Source organism: Rhodococcus sp. 05-2256-B1 (genome assembly GCF_002258465.1).
GTDB lineage: Bacteria > Actinomycetota > Actinomycetes > Mycobacteriales > Mycobacteriaceae > Rhodococcoides > Rhodococcoides fascians.
Window position 1 is genome coordinate 144,473 of sequence record NZ_NOZA01000011.1, and the last position, 15,686, is coordinate 160,158.

The 15,686-nt window shown below is 66.2% G+C and carries 16 protein-coding genes and 2 riboswitches; of the genes, 5 read left to right on the plus strand and 11 right to left on the minus strand.

What is annotated here, in order from left to right:
• Positions 1-129: 129 nt before the first annotated feature.
• A riboswitch (cobalamin riboswitch) is annotated at positions 130-339 on the minus strand.
• A gap of 238 nt (positions 340-577) precedes the next feature.
• Positions 578-1,669: a 3-deoxy-7-phosphoheptulonate synthase gene (locus tag CH285_RS02610; protein WP_032365876.1), complete on the plus strand. Its 1,092-nt coding sequence runs from the start codon at positions 578-580 to the stop codon at positions 1,667-1,669.
• 11 nt (positions 1,670-1,680) lie between these two features.
• Here the strand turns inward: CH285_RS02610 and CH285_RS02615 are convergent, their stop codons facing one another.
• The gene (locus CH285_RS02615) at positions 1,681-2,301 is read right to left on the minus strand and encodes an alpha-ketoglutarate-dependent dioxygenase AlkB (protein ID WP_027495887.1); all 621 of its coding nucleotides are present in this window, start codon (positions 2,299-2,301) and stop codon (positions 1,681-1,683) included.
• A 58-nt stretch (positions 2,302-2,359) separates the two neighbouring features.
• On the opposite strand from CH285_RS02615, the gene CH285_RS02620 reads away from it, so the two are divergent.
• Positions 2,360-2,785, plus strand: coding sequence for a VOC family protein (locus CH285_RS02620; protein WP_032371318.1), 426 nt, complete (start codon positions 2,360-2,362; stop codon positions 2,783-2,785).
• A gap of 16 nt (positions 2,786-2,801) precedes the next feature.
• Here CH285_RS02620 and CH285_RS02625 read toward each other — a convergent pair whose 3' ends face one another.
• Together CH285_RS02625 and CH285_RS02630 are read right to left on the minus strand one after the other, a co-directional pair.
• Positions 2,802-3,821 (minus strand): AraC family transcriptional regulator, encoded by a 1,020-nt coding sequence (locus CH285_RS02625; RefSeq protein WP_027495889.1) that lies wholly within the window; start codon positions 3,819-3,821, stop codon positions 2,802-2,804.
• Positions 3,818-4,990 (minus strand): pyridoxal phosphate-dependent aminotransferase, encoded by a 1,173-nt coding sequence (locus tag CH285_RS02630; protein WP_032407724.1) that lies wholly within the window; start codon positions 4,988-4,990, stop codon positions 3,818-3,820. The genes CH285_RS02625 and CH285_RS02630 overlap by 4 nt, the downstream gene beginning before the upstream one ends.
• A gap of 62 nt (positions 4,991-5,052) precedes the next feature.
• On the opposite strand from CH285_RS02630, the gene CH285_RS02635 reads away from it, so the two are divergent.
• On the plus strand, positions 5,053-6,039 hold the full coding sequence (locus CH285_RS02635; RefSeq protein WP_027495891.1) for an LLM class F420-dependent oxidoreductase: 987 nt from the start codon (positions 5,053-5,055) through the stop codon (positions 6,037-6,039).
• Here CH285_RS02635 and CH285_RS02640 read toward each other — a convergent pair.
• The 3 genes from CH285_RS02640 to CH285_RS02650 form a co-directional block, all read right to left on the minus strand.
• On the minus strand, positions 6,020-6,745 hold the full coding sequence (locus tag CH285_RS02640) for a DUF3239 domain-containing protein (protein ID WP_169879424.1): 726 nt from the start codon (positions 6,743-6,745) through the stop codon (positions 6,020-6,022). The two genes, CH285_RS02635 and CH285_RS02640, sit on opposite strands and share 20 nt — an antisense overlap.
• A 40-nt stretch (positions 6,746-6,785) precedes the next feature.
• Entirely contained in the window at positions 6,786-8,441 is a 1,656-nt protein-coding gene (locus CH285_RS02645) for a DNA repair helicase XPB (protein WP_027495892.1), read from the minus strand.
• Between the two features lie 89 nt (positions 8,442-8,530).
• A complete protein-coding gene (locus tag CH285_RS02650) occupies positions 8,531-10,822 on the minus strand; it encodes a helicase-associated domain-containing protein (RefSeq protein WP_094698363.1) in 2,292 nt (763 codons plus the stop codon).
• 61 nt (positions 10,823-10,883) lie between these two features.
• Between CH285_RS02650 and CH285_RS02655 the strand changes: the two genes are divergently transcribed.
• Positions 10,884-11,072 (plus strand): hypothetical protein, encoded by a 189-nt coding sequence (locus CH285_RS02655; protein WP_008719333.1) that lies wholly within the window; start codon positions 10,884-10,886, stop codon positions 11,070-11,072.
• 79 nt (positions 11,073-11,151) lie between these two features.
• Here the strand turns inward: CH285_RS02655 and CH285_RS02660 are convergent, their stop codons facing one another.
• The 3 genes from CH285_RS02660 to CH285_RS02670 form a co-directional block, all read right to left on the minus strand.
• Positions 11,152-11,763 (minus strand): transglycosylase family protein, encoded by a 612-nt coding sequence (locus CH285_RS02660; RefSeq protein WP_027495894.1) that lies wholly within the window; start codon positions 11,761-11,763, stop codon positions 11,152-11,154.
• 8 nt (positions 11,764-11,771) lie between these two features.
• Positions 11,772-11,980: riboswitch (cyclic di-AMP (ydaO/yuaA leader) on the minus strand.
• A gap of 270 nt (positions 11,981-12,250) precedes the next feature.
• A complete protein-coding gene (locus tag CH285_RS02665) occupies positions 12,251-12,625 on the minus strand; it encodes a YccF domain-containing protein (protein WP_027495895.1) in 375 nt (124 codons plus the stop codon).
• A gap of 3 nt (positions 12,626-12,628) precedes the next feature.
• Complete coding sequence (locus CH285_RS02670; protein WP_027495896.1) at positions 12,629-12,847, minus strand: hypothetical protein; 219 nt, start codon at positions 12,845-12,847, stop codon at positions 12,629-12,631.
• A gap of 190 nt (positions 12,848-13,037) precedes the next feature.
• On the opposite strand from CH285_RS02670, the gene CH285_RS02675 reads away from it, so the two are divergent.
• The gene (locus CH285_RS02675) at positions 13,038-13,454 is read left to right on the plus strand and encodes a cold-shock protein (RefSeq protein ID WP_167327283.1); all 417 of its coding nucleotides are present in this window, start codon (positions 13,038-13,040) and stop codon (positions 13,452-13,454) included.
• A 4-nt stretch (positions 13,455-13,458) separates the two neighbouring features.
• Here CH285_RS02675 and CH285_RS02680 read toward each other — a convergent pair whose 3' ends face one another.
• Together CH285_RS02680 and CH285_RS02685 are read right to left on the minus strand one after the other, a co-directional pair.
• The gene (locus CH285_RS02680; RefSeq protein WP_027495898.1) at positions 13,459-13,971 is read right to left on the minus strand and encodes a DUF2771 domain-containing protein; all 513 of its coding nucleotides are present in this window, start codon (positions 13,969-13,971) and stop codon (positions 13,459-13,461) included.
• Positions 13,968-15,686, minus strand: a complete 1,719-nt coding sequence (locus CH285_RS02685; protein ID WP_176458419.1) for an MFS transporter — start codon at positions 15,684-15,686, stop codon at positions 13,968-13,970. The genes CH285_RS02680 and CH285_RS02685 overlap by 4 nt, the downstream gene beginning before the upstream one ends.

The window sequence follows — 15,686 nt, forward strand, 5'->3', positions numbered from 1 at the left end:
GTTGATCTCCAGGGTGACTACACGTGGGTGGTGCACCGTCTTCACGGGCGCGCAGATCCCGGTGAGCCCTGACCACAGCCGTACCAGGCTTACGCGCCCATTCCACGAGGCGGTGAACCGCTGCACACGGCGTGCACAGCACAGAGGGCAGGTATTCGGACTTGCAGGCGCGCGGACGAAGAGCCCACTCCTACTGGCCGTCGCTTCCCGAAGAGGCTTCTTCAGTGCGTGATGACGGCGGTCGTTCCTGCATACCGCTGCGGGACAGTCCCGGATTCTCACCGGGTTCCCTCTCGCGATGCGCCGTGACTGCACGCACCGCTCGACGCCGAGGTGAACTTCGGGGCTCCTCATGACCACCTGGCGAACCGACTGCAGGGACGAGCATAGATGCATCACGGGAGAGTCTGTTACGGTGCTCTTCATGCAGCGCACGTATTTCTGGTTTAGCAGGCCGGCCCCGGGTGGGTCAGCCAGCGACGCCATGCGCTGACCCTCCACCCCACGAGCCGGATACAGACCGGCTCGAAGTGCGCGTGGAGCATGCGGAGCCGGCCTGGGAACAGGAAACCCTCTCATGACGCTCTCCCTCGACACCCCGTCACTCGACGATCAGCGCACGATCAGCATCAGTCCGCTGGTCGCGCCGTCGGTCGTACGCCGCGAGCACGCGGTGGACGACGCGATCTCGGCGAGTGTTCGTACCGGACGCTCCGGTGTCGTCGACATTCTCGACGGCCGTGACGACCGACTGATCGTCGTGGTCGGCCCGTGTTCGGTGCACGACACCGACGCTGCCCTCGACTACGCCCGACGCCTCGCCGCCACGGCAGCCGAGTTGGGCGATCGACTGCACATCGTCATGCGGGTCTACTTCGAGAAGCCGCGGACGACGCTCGGCTGGAAGGGTCTGATCAACGATCCGCACCTCGACGGCAGCTTCGACATCAACGAAGGTCTTCGAGTGGGACGCCAGCTGCTGCTGGACATCTCGGCGCTCGGCCTGCCCGTCGGCTGCGAATTCCTCGACCCGATCACCCCGCAGTACATTGCGGACCTGGTCAGCTACGGTGCCATCGGAGCACGGACCGCAGCCAGTCAGGTGCACCGGCAGCTGTGCAGCGCCTTGTCGATGCCGGTGGGCATCAAGAACTCGACCGAAGGTGACATTCAGGTCGCCGTGGACGGAACCCGCGCCGCCGCGGCGAGCCACGTCTTCCCCGGAACCGATCTCGACGGCAAGGCGGCTTTGATCAGGACCGTCGGAAACCCCGATTGCCACGTCATTCTGCGCGGCGGCGTCGACGGACCGAACTACGACGCCGAGTCCGTGGCCGATACCGTTGCCCGCCTGCGTAAGTCGGGGTTGCCGGAGCGAGTTGTCATCGATGCCAGCCACGGCAACAGCCGTAAGGATCACAACAAGCAGGTGGACGTCGTCACCGACGTGGCCACCAGGGTCGCGGCCGGCGAGCACGGAATTGTCGGGCTGATGCTCGAGAGCTTCCTCGTCGCGGGGCGTCAGGACCTCGAGCTCGGCCACCGCGACGAGCTCGTGTACGGCCAGTCCATCACCGATGCATGCCTCGACTGGGACACGACGGCAACGCAATTGGCCACTCTCGCGGCGGCCGTCGAGACGCGTCGGGCCTCGAACGCCGCGCGCTGACGCGTCGTGCGTTACCGAACCCCGCGCGGTCGAAATTGCACGCTGATGCGTGGGCCGACCGCGCGGGTCGATTTGGGAATTGCATGCTCCCAGGTCCGTTGACAGGACCCGCCCATCACCACCAGGTCGCCGTGACCGAGGGTGAATTTCAGAGAGGTCCCGCCGCCGCGGGGACGGAGCATGAGTTGTCTTGTCGCACCGAGCGATACGATCGCCACCATCGTGTCCTCGGTGGCGCTGCGGCCGATGTTGTCGCCGTGCCAGGCGACGCTGTCGGACCCGTCGCGGTAGTAACACAGTCCCGCGGTGGCGAACGACTCTCCGAGCTCGCTTCGGTAGTGGTCGTCCAGTGCATCGCGGGCCTCGTACAGTGCCGCATGCGGCCAGTGCTCCCGCTCGGCGTAGTACCGAACCAGGCGCGGCACATCGACCACGCGGTCGTACATCTGCCTGCGTTCGGCGCGCCAGTCGACGTCGGTGACCAGCGAATCGAAAAGGTCGCTGTCGGACAACCAGCCCGGCCGCACATCGACCCAGGCACCGAGCGTCAGCTCGCGGCGGGTGACGGACTGCAGCGACCCGACGCCACCGTCGTCGTCACCGAACAGCGAACCTTGCATCGCGAGCGACATGACTCGACTGTATCGAACAGGTGTTCCCATTACCAGCTCCCGGCGGTATCGTTCTCGCATGGGTTACCGAATTCAGGTCGTCGTGGACAGCGTCGACCCGCATGCGCTCGCGGCATGGTGGGCACAGACTCTCGGCTGGCAGGTCGAACCCAGCAACGAGGAGTTCATTCGCGAGATGGTTGCGGCAGGCCACGCCCGAGAGGAGGACACAACCGTGTTCGACGGCGTTCTGGTGTGGCGAGCAGGCCAGGGCATCACCGATCCGGAATCTCCGGGCACCCCGCGGGTGCTGTTTCAGGCGGTACCCGAATCGAAGTCCGTGAAGAACCGACTCCATCTCGACGTTCGCGTCGGTGACGGACGCGAGGCGGTGGTGACCGAACTCGAAGGTCGAGGCGCGTCGGTACTGCATCGCGGGCAGCAAGGGCCCAGCACCTGGATCACCATGACCGATCCCGAGGGCAACGAGTTCTGCGTCAGCTGATCGCCCCCCGGGATGTCTATCGATACGCGCCCGGAGTTTGCCCGGTCCAGCGCTTGAAGGCCCGGCGGAATGCGCTCGGTTCGGAGAAGCCCAGGCGGGCCGAGATGTCGTCCACGCTGTCGCCGCGGCTCAACCCCGAGATGGCAGCGTCGCGCAGAACCTCCTCGCGGAGCTGATTGATGGAAGTGCCTTCCTGGCGAAGGACGCGGCGCAGATGCGGCGGGCTGATGTTGAGCATGGCCGCAATCTCTTCGGTAGCCGGCGTACCGCCTCTGAATCCGGTCTCCAGGGCCCTTCGGACCTGACTCGACGCGGTACTGTCGTAGTCCCTCGACGAGAACAGCAGGTTGGGTGACTCCGCGAGGTACTCGGCCAGTGTGGCCTCGGTCTGCACTATCGGGGCGCGCATGAGCGCGGTGTCGAATTCCAGTGCGGCGCGGTCGGATCCGAACTGTACATGAGTTCCGAATATGGTGTCGTACATCTTCCCGGCCTCGGGCCCGGGCAGTGCATAGGGCAACTGAACCGACAGGAGTTTGACCCGGTTACCGATCAGCCACGCCGCGAACCGATGCAGCAGAATCAACAGGAAGTCGGTCAGCAATCGCTCGGCGAGCTCGTTCGCTTCGGGGCTGAGGTCGGTCGTGGCTTCGACGTGCACCGTCAGAACCGTCGATTGCTCGGTTCGATCCAGCGTCATCGGTTTCACCGGAATGAGCACGCGCATGGTCTCGGACATTCGAATCAGCGCTGCCCACAGATTCTCCGTGTGTATCAACGTCTGACACACCACCCGAAAACTGCCGCGCCGCACGGGAACTGCGGCGAGTCCGAAGAGTTCGTCGCCGGTCATCGCCCAGACGGCCTGGGTGAACGCGGTGACCTGTCGGGTGGTGAGCCGCTCCGCCGGGTCGTCCAGAATGGTGGTTCCGATCCCGGCCATCGACAACGGGTACGTCAGGTCCACTCCGCCGTTGGCCGCGAGGTCGACGGCTTGCCTGACGAAGTACGCCGGAATCGTCGGTTGCGCAGTCACAATCGCCGTAACCTCTCGGCGGCATCGGCGAGCACGTGGTCCTGCTTGCAGAAAGCGAAGCGCACCAAGGACTTCCACGGCGCGGGCTCGTCGACGAAGGCAGTCACCGGTACCGCGGCGACGCCCACGAGATCGGGCAGGGAGCGACAGAACTCGTACGCATCACCGCGGCCGATCGGTGCGATATCGGCGCACACGAAATACGTTCCGGCGCTGTGCTTGACGTCCGCACCCGCCTCGGTCAACGCCGCGGACAGCGTGTCTCGCTTGTGCTGCAGACCGTCGCGCATGGCGGCGATCCACGCCTGCTCGTGACCGAGTGCGTACGCGACGGCGGGCTGGAACGGGGTACCGCCGACGAAGCTCATGAACTGCTTGGCGGCGCGCACCGCATCGATCAGCTCTTTCGGTCCGAGCGCCCACCCGGTTTTCCAGCCGGTGGCGTTGAACGTCTTCGCGGCACTGGACACGGTGACGGTTCGCTCGAACATGCCCGGCAGCGTCGCGATCGGGGTGTGCACACCGTCGTCGAAGATCAGATGCTCGTACACCTCGTCGGTGAGCACGAGCAGGTCGTGGGCGATCGCGATCTCGGAGATACGGATCATCGTCTCGCGATCGAACACGGTGCCGGTGGGATTGTGCGGCGAGTTGACGATCAGCATGCGCGTTCGTGGGCTCACGGCCCGTTCGAGGGCGTCGGTGTCGACGGTCCATCCGTTGCCATCGGTGACCAGGGGAACGGCCGTGCGAGTGGCTCCGGCCAACGCCACAGCGGCCGCATAGGAGTCGTAGAACGGCTCGATCAACAGCACGTCGTCGCCCGCCTCGATCAAGCCGAGCAGCGTCGCCGAGATGGCCTCGGTGGCACCCACGGTGACGAGAACCTGCGAATCGGGGTCGTACCGAAGTCCGAACCGGGCGAGCCGGTCGTCGGAGATGGCGGCGCGCAGGACCGGCATCCCCGGGCCGGGGGAGTACTGGTTGAGGCCGTTCGCGATGGCGTCACGCGCGGCCTCGAGCATGGCCGACGGTCCGTCCGTGTCCGGGAATCCCTGCCCCAGATTGACGGCGTTCTTCGCCACCGCGAGCGCGGTCATCTCGGCGAAAATGGTCGATGCGAACGGGCGCAACCGGGTCACTGTGCGCGACGGCAACATCTCGGACATTCCTGCAGCGTAGTTCACACAGCCGGCGCGAGCGTCGGACCTGCGTCTGTACTGTGCCTGTCATGCGATTCGGAATGTTCGTGCCTCAGGGTTGGCGGCTGGATCTGGTCGGGATCGATCCGGCCCAGCAGTGGAGTGTGCTGCGCGAGCATGCCGTTGCCGCCGAAGCCGGACCGTGGGAATCACTGTGGGTCTACGACCACTTCCACACCGTTCCCGTCGCGACGGACGAGGCGACGCACGAGGCCTGGTCGCTGATGTCCGCACTCGCCGCGTCGACCTCGCGTATCCGACTGGGTCAGATGTGCACGGCGATGTCCTACCGCAACCCCGCCTACCTGGCCAAAGTTGCTGCGACAGTGGACATCATCTCCGGCGGTCGGGTCGAGATGGGCATCGGCGGCGGTTGGCACGAGCACGAGTTCCGCGCCTACGGCTACGGATTTCCCTCTGCCGGTGAACGATTGGGCCGCCTCGACGAGGGCGTACAGATCTTCAAACAAGCGTGGACCACCGGCGAGGTGTATCTCGACGGCAAGCACTACGAGATCGACGGTGCAGTGGTGCGCCCACTGCCCCTGCAGGAGGGCGGCATCCCACTGTGGATCGCCGGTGGCGGTGAAAAAGTGACACTGAAGATCGCAGCGAAATACGCGAACTACACCAACTTCGATGGAACCCCTACCGGTTTCGCCGCCAAATCGGCTCTGCTGCGCGATCATTGCGCAACCGTCGGCACGGACTTCGACGCCATCGTCCGCTCGGCCAACTACAACGTGGCCATCGGCTCCACGGAGGCCGAGGTGCAGGAGCGGCTACGCGCTCTCGAGGCTCGACTGACCGAACACGTCGGAGCCGAGAAGGCACACGAGGCATTGGGCGCATACCGGGGAATGCCCGCCGTCGGAACACCCGAGCAGATCGTCGAGAACCTCACCGAACTGCAGCAGCAGGGCATGACGTACGGAATCTTCTACTTCCCGGAAGCCGCCTACGACCGCTCCGGCATCGAACTCTTCGAGCGCGAGGTCATCCCGGCTCTTCGGTAGGTCGTTCCGCAGGCTCCACTCCCGGCTCTTCGGTAGGCCGCGTCAGGTCCTCGGGCAGATCGGCGGGGTCCACGAGCAGCTGCTGGTTCTTGGCCTTGCGTACCTTCTCCGACAGTCCGATGTTGGCGTGCAGCAGTGCCCATTCGCCCTCGGTGATCTCGGCGGCGGCGCGCGCCAGGACGGCCGCGTCGGTGGTGCCCCAGGCGATCGGCATCGCCGACACCAGCTGCCAGGTGCGTCCACCGGTGTTACGGCCGCGATCGGCGAGCACCGACACCGCAGGCACCTCGGCACCGCGTTCGACGGCGTGGCCGGGCAGCGCACGGACGACGCGCGTGATCAGGACGTAGTGCGGCTCGTCGACTCCTGGTTTCGCGACATCGACCAGCGACAGCAACGTCGCGCCGCTCGGCATCGTCTCGGCCACCACCGCCGGAACCAGATCGCCCCGGGTGTAGAGCGATTCGATGGACCCCATCTTCTTCGGTGCCCACACCATGACCCACAGGGACGTCGCCGCCCCGATGCAGAACACGCCGCCGAGGATGTACGACCACGGCGTCGCGATCCAGAAGAACCAGATCCCCAGTGCCAGCAGGACCGCTGCCGTGAGCGCCGCGGACATCCGCAGCCGGCGAAGTTCGGTGAACGTCTCGTTGACCGACTTCGCGTGGGCTACGTCTACGGGGAACTCGAATCGGCGCACACTGCTATTCCTAGCATGCCGCCGATCCCGACACGAAGCGTCAGATTGCCGGGCCGAGCAGGTCGTCGGCGTCGGTGATGCGGTACGCGTACCCCTGTTCGGCGAGGAACCGCTGCCGGTGCGCGGCGTATTCGGCGTCCAGGGTGTCGCGCGAGACCACCGAGTAGAAGTGCGCCTGACCACCGTCGTGTTTCGGCCGAAGCAATCGGCCCAGTCGCTGGGCTTCTTCCTGCCGGGAGCCGAACGTTCCCGAAACCTGGACTGCCACCGACGCTTCGGGAAGGTCGATCGAGAAGTTCGCCACCTTGCTCACCACCAGAGTCTGGATCTCACCCTTGCGGAAGGCGTCGAACAGCACCTCGCGTTCCTTGTTCTTGGTCGAGCCCTGGATCACCGGCGCGTTCAGGGCTTCACCGAGTTCGTTCAGCTGATCGAGGTATGCGCCTATCACCAACGTCGGAGCGTCTTGGTGTTTCGCCAGAATGGACTTCACGACGGCGATCTTGGTGTGCGCGGTCGAGCAGAGCTTGTAGCGCTCCTCGGGTTCGGCGACCGCGTACGACATGCGCTCGGCGTCGGTGAGGGTGACGCGCACCTCGATGCACTCGGCCGGTGCGATCCACCCCTGCGCCTCGATGTCCTTCCAGGGCGCGTCGTAGCGCTTGGGCCCGATCAGCGAGAAGACGTCGCCCTCGCGTCCGTCCTCGCGGACGAGCGTGGCCGTCAAGCCGAGTCGACGCCGTGACTGCAGGTCGGCTGTCATGCGGAACACCGGTGCGGGGAGCAGGTGCACCTCGTCGTAGATCACCAATCCCCAGTCGCGGGAGTCGAACAGCTCCAGGTGCTTGTACTCACCCTTGGTTCGACGGGTGATGACCTGGTACGTGGCGATTGTCACAGGGCGGATCTCTTTGCGCTCACCCGAATACTCGCCGATTTCCTCCTCGGTGAGCGACGTGCGAGCGATGAGCTCGCGCTTCCACTGCCTGCCGGCGACGGTGTTGGTGACCAGGATCAGCGTGGTGGCCTTGGCCCTGGCCATCGCCGCCGCACCGACCATGGTCTTACCCGCACCACACGGCAGCACGACGACGCCGGAGCCGCCGGCCCAGAACGAATCCGCGGCCATCTCCTGGTAGTCGCGCAGCGTCCACTTGCCGCCCTCGGTATCGAGCTCGATCGGATGCGCTTCGCCGTCGACGTAGCCGGCGAGGTCCTCGGCGGGCCAGCCGATCTTGAGCAACATCTGCTTCACGTGGCCGCGTTCGCTCGGATGCACGATGACCGTGTCCTCGTCCACCATCGCGCCGAGCATGGGCGCAATCTTCTTGTGCCGCATCACTTCGGTGAGCACGGCGCGGTCCAGGCTGATCAGCACCAGACCGTGGACCGGGCTCTTGACCAACTGCAACCGGCCGTATCGGGCCATCGTGTCGACGATGTCGACCAGCAACGGCTGGGGTACCGCGTAGCGCGAGAAGTTGACCAGTGCGTCGACCACCTGCTCGGCATCGTGACCGGCAGCGCGCGCGTTCCACAGCGCCAGCGGGGTGATGCGGTAGGTGTGCACGTGCTCGGGCGCACGTTCGAGCTCGGCGAACGGTGCGATCGCCGCCCGCGCTGCGCCCGCGAGTTCGTGATCGACCTCGAGCAACAGCGTTTTGTCGGACTGGACGATCAGCGGGCCGTCGGTCACGGTTCCTCCTAGAGACTTCTGCTGCGCCCGAAAGAGCGCAACTTCTCCATTGTCCACAGGTAGGGGCCCGCGTGCACGTGAGCAGTGACTCAGTCCACCAAGGCGACGGAGGTGATGCGGTGCAGAGTGAACCGCCGCACGCCCCCGGTGGCGGGGTCGAATGCGTCGAGTTGACCGCCGCCGATGCTGATCGGATCGACGATGCGGTGGGTCGCGACGCCCTGCGCGTCGACGTACCCGATGCTGACGCTGCGCTTGACCTTCGCTGCTGTCTGCAGCAGCGTCATCGTCGCGGTGCTGCTCGCGCGAGATCCGTCGGCGCGCACCACCGCACCGCCGTTGCCCGCAGCGCGGTCGGCGGCTCGCATGCCACGTACCAACGACCCGAGCTGCTCGTCGGTGGGAACGGCCGGGGTACGGAAGGTCTGGCGCGGCCGCCGCGCCGACACCCGGGAGCCGCGGGCTCGAAGATCGACGATGGTGCCGGACGAGTCCTCACCCGCGGGCGCGAATCCGGCTCCGGCGAGTACCGACAGCACCTCGGCCAGCGGTGCCTGGGAGATCGCGACGGTCGGGGCGAGGGCGCGCAGGGCGAGCGACTCGGCGGCCGGAGAGGCCATCACCTCGGCGAGCAACGCCGGATCCTCGCACCGGACGAACGACGCCGCCACACCGGCGCGTAGCCGGCCGTGACGCCTGGCCACGTCGTCGATCAGATACGTCAGGGCCTGCGGAACCGGAGTGCGGGAATGCGTCGCGAACAACGAATGCAACTCCGAGGCCGTCAGGCCCACGTCGAGGGCCCGGCGCAGGCTCGTGTCGCTGATGCGATACATCGTCGCGGCACCCGCCGACTCGACGTCGGCGACGAGCGCGATCCGATCCTGCAGATCCGGTTCGAGCGGTCCCGGTGCCACCAGCGTCAGGTCGGCCTGCACCAACACGTAGTCGATCGGCTCGGGGAGTGCCGCGCGCATGTCGGCCTCGGCATTACCGTCGTGCAGCAGGGAGCGTCCCGGCGTCGACATCGCGCCGCGCGCGACCACTCCCAGCGCGGTCGCCTCGGCGATCACGTGCCCGACGGGTGTCACGCCGAACCGTCCGGACCACCGGGGTCGACGCCACGTCAGTGTGCGGGTGAGGTCGGTGGGTGTCGCGGCGTGTCCACTGCCGAGCTCGGCGAGCAGCTCCAGGATCATGCGACGGTCGCGGGGCGCGGCAGGCGAGCGGACTTCGTCGGACAACGCAGCGATGGGCTTGTCGTTGGGGTCACGCATGCCGATCACCCACGGGGCTCGCGGCGTCTCGAGCCAGGCGGAGGCGAGAGTGTGCCAGCGGGCGGCCGGGGCGGCAGCGAGCCACGCGTCGACGGCGGGCGTCGGTGCCCAGTAGTCGTCGCCGGTGTCGGCGGAGGGGACAGGGTCCGGGGTTCCGCTGGAGATCAGATGGGCGGCGGCGAGCAGTTCGACGAGGATGCTCACGCGGTCGTCGTCGAGTCCGGTGGCCTTGGTGATCTTGCGCAGCTCGCGCTCTCCGAGCCCGCCGGCCTTGAGGGCGGGAGCCGGTGACGCGGACAGCGCCTCGATGATGGCCACACAGTGCCGCCCGAGCTCCAGTGCCTCGCCCGCCGCGGCAGCGTCGACGTCGGCGAGCGCATGTGCAGTGGTCGTCAGCTTCGGTTCGGCGAGTGAGCGGGGATCCGTCATGGGCTCGCCGCGCAATATCTGTCCGACCTGGACGGGGAGTTCGACGGTTTGCTCGTCCAACCAGATCAGCAGGCCTGCGGCGAGCAGTTTCTGCACGGGCCGATCGGGTGGGGTGCCCGGTGCGGCGTCTCGGGTACGGCCGGTGGGCGAAGACCTGGCCAGGGTGTCGAGAAGATTGCGCTCGCCGTCTTCGAGTGCGGCCAGCGCTGTGGTGATGTGGGTTTCGGTGAGGGTGTCCACCGGGTCGAGTGCGCGGCCGATGCGCCACGGCACGGCGTCCGCAGCGGTTGCGCTGATCCGGAACCCGGCGGCGTCGCCCCAGACGAGAAAGCGTTCGCGCAGTTGGGACAGCGCTTTGTCCACGGCTTTGGCCGGGGCGCGCTTGGCGATGACGGACAGCAGCGTGGCCCTGGTGACCGGACGCTCGTAGGCCTCTTCGATGGCCAGGATCTCGAGCACGGTCAGGGCCAGGGTGTCGAGGGTGTCCGCAGTGTGCAGGATCGACCGGCGTTGCTCTGCCCGGCCGGCCAGCACTGCCAGCGAGGCGGGCGGCGGCGCAGTCAGATCCGGACGCAACGACATGGCCTTGATCAGCTCCGCGTCTGTGCGAGCTGCGATCCACTGAGGCAGATCGGGAGGCATGTCTGTGTGTCGGGGCGCAGTCGTGTCGGTCATCGTCTATCAGATTAGAGACCTGGGCTGGTGCTCGCCGCAGGGCAGGTGTCAAAATGGGCCCATGGTGAACAAGTCGAAGAAGCCCTATGTCGATCCAGGCTGGCCGGAAACCGCTCGCGGTGACCACGCGGTGACCGAACTCTCGTCCGCTCGATCGGGTGGCTTGTCGCCCTTCGGTGAGGACACCGAGTTCCCGCTGCCCGTCGAAGACCTGCCCTACGCCCATCCGGTGACCGTCGTCAATCGCTGACAACGGCGCCCGAACACGAGAAAGCCCCCGACATCTTCGCGCGATGTCGGGGGCTTTTCTCGTATAGCGGCGGTTCTTGCTACTGGGGCAGGAACGCCTTGTTCGCCTGGTAGAAGCTGACGACCTGCGGATCGAGCTGGATGCCCTGAGCGGCGTTCTGGACGAACGACGCGATCTGGGGATCGTTGGTGATGTTCTGGACGGCGGTGACGATGCCGTTGACGACCTCGGCCGACGCATCGATCGACGGGATCGACGTCAGATCGGGGAGGGCGGGAACTTCCGGTGCCTTGGGAGTGGCCGGAACGCTGCGCTCGGTGGGTGCGCTGCTCAGACCGAGGCTCGAGGAGCAGGAGGGCCATGCGCCCCAGCCCTGCGAGTCGAGGACCTTCTCGGCGACTGCGATCTGCTCTTCACGGCTGGCCTGGTTGGCCGTTGCCGCGTACTGCTGCCCACCGTGTGCGTTCCAGGTGCTGGGGGAGAACTGCAATCCGCCCTGGAAGCCGTTGCCGGTGTTGATGCCCCAGTTGCCGCCTGCTTCACACTGTGCAAGGCGATCCCAGTCGGAATCCGGTGCCGCGTTGGCGGTACCGGTGAAGGCGATGCCCGCGGTGCCCATGATGGCACCGGTGACGGCGACCTTTGCGACGGTCTTGCCAGTGGTGCTCGGCTTGCGATGACGTCCGCTCATACGAGTTGAAATCCTCTCCACACGCGCCTGCGAGGTCAGCTGTCGGGTTCGGGCTGAGAGGTAGCCCGGCCTTCTTGCTTTTCCATATCGGATGAGCAATTGGGCTTCACCCCAAGGGGACTCGGTGCGGCTTCGTGAGTCGCTACAAGTTCCCGGTTGTCCGTGGAGGACGTGGGTCCCCCGTCCTCGTCCCCTGGGTGATCGTCGAGGGTTGTTCCGGTTCCCGCGGGACGAGGTTTGGCGCTGCGGGCCGGAATTCGGCCGAACTTTCCGGCCGCTGCTGACCGTACTGAAATTCCCGGGTTACGTCACTATTTGGTAACTGTCGATTTTTTCGTGTGTCAGCGACCGTCCCGACGGTCTGATTCCGGTCGCTCGAATAGGCCCAGCTAGTGGCTGTTCTCGGTGATCGACCCCGTGCTGTTGCCGGTCTGTTACCGAAGCGTGATGTGACGGAAGTCACATCACGCGAGGGGGCCTCGAAAGGTCACCGAACCGCAACGATGTCTTTTCCCAGCGGCATCAGCGAGACCGGAATCAACTTGAGGTTCGCGATCGCGAGCGGAATACCGATGATCGTGATGGCCATCGCGATCGCCGTGACGACGTGTGTCAGCGCCAGCCACCACCCGGCGAGGACGAGCCACAGCACGTTGCCCACGAGGGCACCCGAACCCGCGCCGGGCTTGTCGACGATCGTCGACCCGAACGGCCACAGGGCGTAGACGCCGATGCGGAACGACGCGATCCCGAACGGAATGGTCACGATCAGGATGCACAGCAGGAGTCCCGCGAAGAAGTAGCCGAGTGCGAGCCACAGTCCACCGAACACGAGCCAGATGACGTTCAGGAGCAGTCGCATGATCTATCGCGCCCGTCGGCCGGAGAGCAGCGCGTACACCAGAGCAAGCACGAATCCGGCGGGTGCCGAGAACATCGCCGTCAGGTACAGGCCCAGTGGCGGCTTGGCGTCGGAGAAGACCGGGAAGAACAGGATCGCGACGATGGCAACGAGGCCGATCGCGAACAGCACCAGCGCGATGCGCAGCAGTGCAGTACTTCGCTTGCGAGTAGATGAGTCCACACCACCACGGTAGTGCGCGGCGGTGCGTCGTGCGAAAAACCGGAATGCCCTATTCGGGGCCTGCGCGCTAGACTGGCGTATTCGCGTCCTGCGTTTTCGTGGGGCGCGAAACTTGTGCACACCGCAGGGTCCCGACATCGGGCGTGCGGATACGAAACCAACGACAGCAACAGATGAACGGGTGAGCTCAGTGCCGACCGGCAAGGTGAAGTGGTACGACGTCGACAAGGGATTCGGATTCCTCTCGCAGGAGGAAGGCGAGGACGTGTATGTGCGTTCGTCAGCGCTGCCCGAAGGCGTCGACGGCCTCAAAGCCGGCCAGCGCGTCGAATTCGGCATGGCCGCGGGCCGTCGTGGCCCGCAGGCACTGAGCCTGAAGGTTCTCGAGCCTGCCCCGTCGATTCGCCAGAACAGCGGCAGCACCCGCCGCGAGCCCGTCGAGCGCAAGCACACACCCGACGAACTGCACGGCATGGTCGAGGACATGATCACGCTGCTCGAAGCGACGGTGCAGCCGGAACTCCGCAAGGGCAAGTACCCGGACCGCAAGATCGCTCAGCGCATCTCCGAGGTGGTCCGCGCCGTCGCTCGCGAGCTCGACAGCTGATCGTTTACGGACGCGCGCCGATGGACCAGATCGCGTGGCTGACGAAGCTCTCGGTATTGGTGTCGGTGTCGATGATTCCCGTGGGTAGCCGAACCTCGATGCCGAGCAACGTTCGGCCGCCGTCGTCCGTCGTCGGGACGGTGACGCTCAGCCGGGTTCCGGGCTGGTTGAACTGGCTGCTCTCGACGACCGCCCCGGTGTCGTCGCCGTAGACCAGTGCCAGTTCCCACGGCGCGGAGTAGACGGCCTCGGGCATCGACAACTGCACCGTCGGGGCAGATCCCACCTGTATCTCGGCGGTCTCGCCGACGTTGGTGCACAGCGGGTCGCTCACGGCGCAGTAAAGGTACGGCTCGACTTGTACGGCTCGACCGTTGGAGTACGCCGTGACGACCGGTTCCTTGTCGGGAGCATTGCCGATCAGGACGGCGAGTACACCGACGAACGCGACGGCGATGACGAACAGGCCGGCGGCGATCAGCGACGCGATCTTCTTGGTGCGGGGAGCCAGGTTCACTTGGTCACGTTTTCGCCGTAGGAGCTGTCGGATACTTCTTGTTCGACATGGTCGGGCCGGTTGCCACCGAACCCGGGTAGCAATGATCGACCGCGGTACGTCAGGAAGGTCTGCACGAGGCCGATCGTAAGCAACACCGACACGACCGTGAAACCGAGCCAGTACTCGGTGGGAAGCAACACCCCGAGCGTTCCGCCGAGAACCCAGCACAGCTGCATGACGGTTTCCGAGCGGCCGAACCCGGATGCAATGGACTCCGGAGGCAGGTCGGACTGCAGAGACGCGTCGAGCGAGACCTTGGCCAGTGCGCTCGCGCTCGACGCGACCAGGGCGGCCACGGCGGCAGTGAGCAAACTGTCCGTGACGGCTGCGACGACGGCGACGACCGTCACCGCGACCGTGCACCGCAGGACGACCACCGATGGTCGGCCGAGCTTGATCCTGGCACCGAGTGCGTTGCCGGCGAAGTTGCCGAGACCGGCGGCGGCTCCGACCAGTCCGAGCATCGCGGCCTGTTGGAGCGGCTCGTGTTCGGTGCGGGATTTTGCGACGAACGCGATGTACAGCGTGAGGAAGCCGGTGAGAATTCTGATCGTGCCGTTGCCCCAGAGTCCGACGATCACCGCACGGCCCAGTGGCTGCCTGCGGTTCTTGGCGGCGGTGGCAGGCGGCGGGGTGCGCCTCAGATTCTCGGTCGGGGCACCGCTGCCGGGGTAATCGCTGCCGTGATGCTGGTCGGCGTGGTAGCCGAGGGTGGCCGGAACCTCGCCCTCGGTCACTTCCACCCAGGACGGGATGCGCATGCTCAGGTATGCGCCGAGCACGGTGATCGCGGCGACGAACCACAGTGCGCCGGGCGAATCGGCGACGAAGGCGATACCGCCGGCGACAGCGCCTGCGGCGATGGTGCCCCCGAGCAGTCCGAAGACGGTGAGCCTCGAGTTGACGCGGACGAGGTCGATCTCCGGTGGCAGTACCCGCGGCGTCACCGCACTCTTGAGTACCGCAAACGATTTGCTCAGGACGAGCATGCCCAGCGCCGCTGGGTAGAGCACCCAACTGTCGAAGTTGAACACCAACACCACCGCCAGCACGGTACGCAGGCCGAACGAGGTGGCCAGCGCGATGCGTCGGCCGTGCTGCAACCGGTCGAGCAACGGGCCGATCAGCGGCGCGATCAGCGCGAACGGAGCGATGGTGATCACCAGGTACAGCGCAACCTTCGTCTTGTCCTCACCGGTCGCCGCGGAGAAGAACAGCGTGTTGGCCAGTGCAATCGCCAGGGCAGCGTCGGATGCGAAGTTCGCCATCGTCGCGTAGGTCAGCGCGGTCAGCCCGGACTTGTCGGCCCCATCGGCTTTCGCAGCCCGCTGGAACGACGCGATTCCTTTGCCGGTCAGCTCACGCCCACGCATCGCCGCGACGCGGGTGACGGTGAGCTTCTTGGGCATCGGTGGTGGCTTACGCCCGCCGGTGCGGCCGCGCGCGGCAGTGATCTGCTGCGTGCGCGCCGGGTGCAGCGGCGGCAACGGTTGGCGGCGGCTCGGAACGTGGCCGCCGGCGCTGGATTGGACAGCACGGGGGTCGGCCGGTGGATAGTTGACGAAACCGGGATGCTCCGAGCTCTGTTCGTCAGCAGTGGAGTGACCGGTTTCGTTGCCAGCGCCCGAGTTTTCCGCACCTGGCGTGGGGCGGGGGAGTCGCGGATCGGTCAC